Source organism: Mycobacterium sp., assembly GCF_039583805.1.
Classification (GTDB): Bacteria; Actinomycetota; Actinomycetes; order Mycobacteriales; family Mycobacteriaceae; genus Mycobacterium.
Map to the genome: position 1 here is coordinate 1 of NZ_JAVKSH010000171.1, position 4397 is coordinate 4397.

At 70.1% G+C, this 4397-nt stretch carries 4 protein-coding genes and 1 pseudogene; 3 read left to right on the top strand and 2 right to left on the bottom strand.

Features of this window, described 5'->3' with window-relative positions; translation table 11 throughout:
- The 3 genes and pseudogenes from ABDW21_RS16395 to ABDW21_RS16405 all read left to right on the top strand — a co-directional run.
- Positions 1-399, top strand: a pseudogene (locus tag ABDW21_RS16395) (porphobilinogen synthase); the annotation flags it as partial.
- A 648-nt stretch (positions 400-1047) separates the two neighbouring features.
- Complete coding sequence (locus ABDW21_RS16400) at positions 1048-1626, top strand: DUF3093 domain-containing protein (protein ID WP_343710752.1); 579 nt, start codon at positions 1048-1050, stop codon at positions 1624-1626.
- Positions 1617-1877, top strand: coding sequence for a hypothetical protein (locus ABDW21_RS16405; protein ID WP_343710753.1), 261 nt, complete (start codon positions 1617-1619; stop codon positions 1875-1877). Before ABDW21_RS16400 ends, ABDW21_RS16405 begins: the two co-directional genes overlap by 10 nt.
- An 81-nt stretch (positions 1878-1958) precedes the next feature.
- Here the strand turns inward: ABDW21_RS16405 and ABDW21_RS16410 are convergent, their stop codons facing one another.
- Both ABDW21_RS16410 and ABDW21_RS16415 read right to left on the bottom strand, forming a co-directional pair.
- A complete protein-coding gene (locus ABDW21_RS16410) occupies positions 1959-2828 on the bottom strand; it encodes an alpha/beta hydrolase-fold protein (RefSeq protein WP_343710754.1) in 870 nt (289 codons plus the stop codon).
- Positions 2829-2940: 112 nt separating this feature from the next.
- Positions 2941-4203: a hypothetical protein gene (locus tag ABDW21_RS16415; RefSeq protein WP_343710755.1), complete on the bottom strand. Its 1263-nt coding sequence runs from the start codon at positions 4201-4203 to the stop codon at positions 2941-2943.
- Between the last annotated feature and the right edge of the window lie 194 nt (positions 4204-4397).

Here is a 4397-nt window from a genome sequence, read left to right on the forward strand (position 1 = left end):
GCGTATGCGGCGAAGTTCGCGTCGGCGTTCTACGGCCCGTTCCGCGAGGCGGTGAGCTCGAGCCTGTCCGGCGACCGCCGCTCCTACCAGCAGGAGCCCGGTAACGCCCGCGAGGCGCTGCGCGAGGTGCGGTTGGACCTTGCCGAGGGCGCTGACATGGTGCTGGTCAAACCGGCGATGGGCTATCTCGATATCGTCTCAGCGGTGGCGTCCATATCGCCGGTGCCGGTGGCGGCCTATCAGGTGTCGGGGGAATACGCGATGATTTCCGCCGCGGCCGCCAACGGCTGGATCGACGAGCGGGCCGCCGTGCTGGAGTCGCTGACCGGCATCCGGCGCGCCGGGGCCGACATCGTGCTGACCTACTGGGCCGCCGAGGCGGCAGGTTGGGTATCTTGACGGCGCCGTATCCGCCGCATCCGCCGACTGCCCGTTGTCCGCGGCGGGTGTAAAGCACTTTGGCGCACGATTCGCGGTTTGTGCTAGCTGCAGCCCGCTGAGCGCCCGAAGGGCGTGACCGCGTCAGTGAGCCTGCCGGGCGGCCGATCAGCCGGCAGCACCTGCACCCGAAGCGACACATCGGAACTACGCTACCGCGCAACACAACTCAAACGCCGTCAGTGCCGTCCCGAGCCGATCGCCACCGAGGTCCCGATCGCCACCGAGGTCCCGACCGCCACCGAGGTCCCGACCGCCACCGAGGTCATCGTCTGTCGGCGGCCACGGCACCCGAAGACCTCCCGATCCCAATATTGCTATCTGGCCACATCAGCACCACTGGCCTCTGGAAGAGTCGATGTGCGTCGTGCCCGCCTCTGCGCGACAACTTCCTTCGCGGCACCGCGCCACCCCAGCTGTCGCTGTGAGCTGGGCACCTCGGGTGCCGACCGGCGCAGGGACACCTGTGGCAGTTGTGACCAACGTGACGTGGCCGCCTCACGGTGTGCACTGATTTGAGCTGAGTCGGGTATCCGCCGCGTCCGCCGACGCCAAGTAAACCGCGGCGGGTGTAACCCTCCGCAGCCGCCGGCGATAGGCTTCTCGGTCATGGTTGGGCGTCGGAGCAGGTCAGGGGATGACCCTGGGGTCGCCGCTGCGACGCAGACCGAACCCGCCAGGCTGTTCTACGAGCCCGGCGCGAGCTGGTACTGGGTGCTGGCCGGCCCGGTGTCGGCGGTCAGCATGCTGCTGATCGAAAAATCCAGCGGCTACGGCTGGCAGGTCGGCGTTCCGCTGGCGTTCTTGGTGCTGGTGTCGGCGTTCGTGGGGGTACAGGTCAAAGCTGCCCGCATCCACACCTCCGTAGAGCTGACCGGGCAGAGCCTGCGGCAGGGCACCGAGACCATCCTGGTGGCCGAGATCCTGCAGGTCTACCCCGACGCCGAGCACCCGGAGGGGTCGGACGGGGAGCGTGCACGCTGGCAGTCCGCGCGCGCGCTCGGCGAGCTGGTCGGAGTGCCACGCGGCCGGGTGGGGATCGGGTTGCGGCTCACCTATGGGCGCACCGCGCAAGCCTGGGCGCGTCGTCACCGCCACCTGCGGGCCGCCCTCACCCCGCTGGTGGCGGAGCGCGGCGGCCCAGCCGCCGCCCCGGAGGCAAACAGCGACGACGGATCATGCCGGTGAAGGCCGCCGTCGAGATTGCCGGTGCCTGCGCCGCGGCGCTGGGCTGTGCGATCTGCTGGTCGGGGGTGCGTTCGACGGTTCCGGTGGCACCCGTTGCCGACGGTCAGCCGGTTACCTCGTCGGTCGTCTACAACCCGCAGTTGCTGCTGCTGACATTGCTGCTGGCAACGGTCGCGGGGATGCTGGCCGTCGCCGGGGCGGCCCGGTTGCGGCGGGCACGGCAGCGTCGTGACCCAAACCCCTTGCGATAGCCTGCCCGTCGCTGCTGTTAGCAGCAGATAGTATGCGGCTCAAGCGGTTTCGCGGATGATCCGGCGGTTCCAGCGCGGCCGTCAGGAGGTCATCCAGGCCAGCTCCGCAGGCAACTGCCGGCGCCAGTATTCGATGTCGTGCCCGCCCGCCGAGAAGCCGCCCGCCGGCGGTGTGCGCAACCCGGCGACGAACTGCCGGGTGGCCGGATAGAAGCGGTCGCTGGTGCCGCAGTCCACCCGCAGCGGGATCGACGACAACGCCGGCAGCCCGAACACGGTGTTCCTGGTCCAGTCCTGGTAGCTGTCGAACGCTCCCGGGGTGCTGCCGGTGAACGAGGTGAACAGTGCGGGGCTGACCGCGCAGATTCCGGCGGTGCGCTGCGGACCCAGCCGTGCGCCCAGCAGCAAGGCGCCGTATCCGCCCATCGACCAGCCCATGAAAGCCACCCGGGAGGTGTCCAAACCCTTGGCGGCCAGCAGGGGCAGCAACTCGTCGAGCACCATCGCGCCGGAGTCCTCGCCGGAGGCCCGGCGATGCCAGTAGGTGTCGCCGCCGTCGACGCTCACCACCGCGAACGGCTGCTTGCCGGCCTTGACCAGCTGGGCCAGCCCGTCTTCGACGCCGAGGTTCATCACCGAGGCCGCATCGGCGTTCTTGCCGTGCAACGCGATCAGCGGGTGCAGCGCCCCGGTTTGGCCGGGCGGGCGGGCGATGATCCAGTTGGTCGCGACGCCGCCGCGGGCCGTCGAGACGAACGAACCCGAAAGCCGGGTCGGTTGCGTGGCCCCGGCGCTGGGGGGTTCCACCGGGCTGTCGAATCTGCTTGGCGTGGCGGGTGTTTCGGTTGGGTCCAGCAGTGCGCCGAGCGTCCACACGCTCGCCGCCCCCGCGACGGCGCCGGCGCCCAGGCGCAGCACGCCACGACGGGAAAGCTCAGGCATGTGCGACATGATGCCGCGTCCCGCGGATGTTGCCGGTTGCGGCGCGCCGGACCGATGACGAGTCGAGACCTTGGCACCGTGCGCTACGAGGGAGTCGTCGGGATGTGGGACCGTCGACCCGCTAGAACGAGAACAGCGGCGTAGCCAGGGCTAATATGAGGTTTCCGCCGGTGGCGTCCGCGTCGAGGATGTCGCCCAGGGCGACGCCGAGGTCGAGGTTGCCGGCTGTGGTGAGCTCAGAGCCGGCCAGGGCGCTGCTGCCGGTTCCGATCATGGTCGCGAGGTCCAAGCTGCCGAGGGCACCCTTGGTGCCGCCGGCGATGGCCTCGCCGAACGCGCTGCCGATGTTGAGGACGGACGCGACGTCGGCGATCCCGTTCGCGGCTTCGGCCTCAGCGTTGGCTCCGAACCCGGCGGCGGCGTCAAGGATGCCGGAGGAGAGTGCTTTGATGTCGGTGCCGACGGCAAGTGCGACGTTGAGGAAAATGCCGACAGTGGCGTCGCTGTCGACGCCGGCAGCGAATGCGGCGCCGAGGAAGCCAATCGCGCTCGCGTCGCCTCCGAGGGTGCCCAGGGCGAGGGCACCGCTGCCCCCGGCGGCGCCGGCAGTGCTGCCGGCGCCGAGGGCCGAGGCGAGGTCACCGATGCTCGCGGCTACAGAGGCGCTGGTGTGGTCGCCCAAAGCGACGGCGGCTCCCAGGCCTCCGCTGAATCCGGCGTCGGCTTTGCTATCGATGCCGTCGGCGACTGCGGACTCAAAGAAGCCCAACGACCCGGCGCCGGCGTCGCTGCCGACGCCGTGGGCGAACGCGAAGTCGGCGATGCTGGTGATTCCGGCGCCGGCTTTGCTTTGGGGGCCGTCGGCAAAGGCCAGGCCCAAGATGCTGCCCAGCCCGGAGCTGGCGCTGCTCTCGTCGCCGTTGGCGACTGCGACGCCCAAGACGCTGTCAATCCCGACGCCGGACTCGCTGCTGTTGCCGTTGGCGACGGCGAGGTCAAAGGCGCCGTACGGCCCGGCGGTGGCGCTGCTGTCGGCGCCGTTGGCGACGGCGACGTCCAAGGCACCGCCGGTGGCGCTGGCATGGGCGCCGTTGCCGATGGCGATCGCGATGTCCCCGATGTTCGAGGTGGCGGTGGCGGTGTTGTCTGTTGTCGGGAAGAGGTCGACCCCGTTGACGGAGATCTGCATGTCCGTCGGCGATGACGCGGCGGGGACCGGCAGACCGACGCCGACCGGCAGGGCACCCAACCCCGGATCGATCCACGGAAACGGCTCGTCGGACGGGTCGGCCGCGGCGACGCCCGGGGTGGACGCCAGCGCCGCCCCGATGCCCAGCCCGACCGCCAGGATACTGAGTCGGCCGAGACAAGCAGCGTTTCTCATCGGCCTTCCTTGCCCCCGCGGGCACCACCACGGGTGCGCTGTGTCGTCGTGCCAGCGTGACCTCACCGGCTGCCGCGGCATGTTACTCCGCCCAGACGCGCGTGGCTGCGGCATGGAGAACTTTCTGTGTTGACCTTCCGGGTTGGGTTGACCTTCCGGGTTGGGTTGCTCTCCAGGGTTGGCGCAGCAGCCCG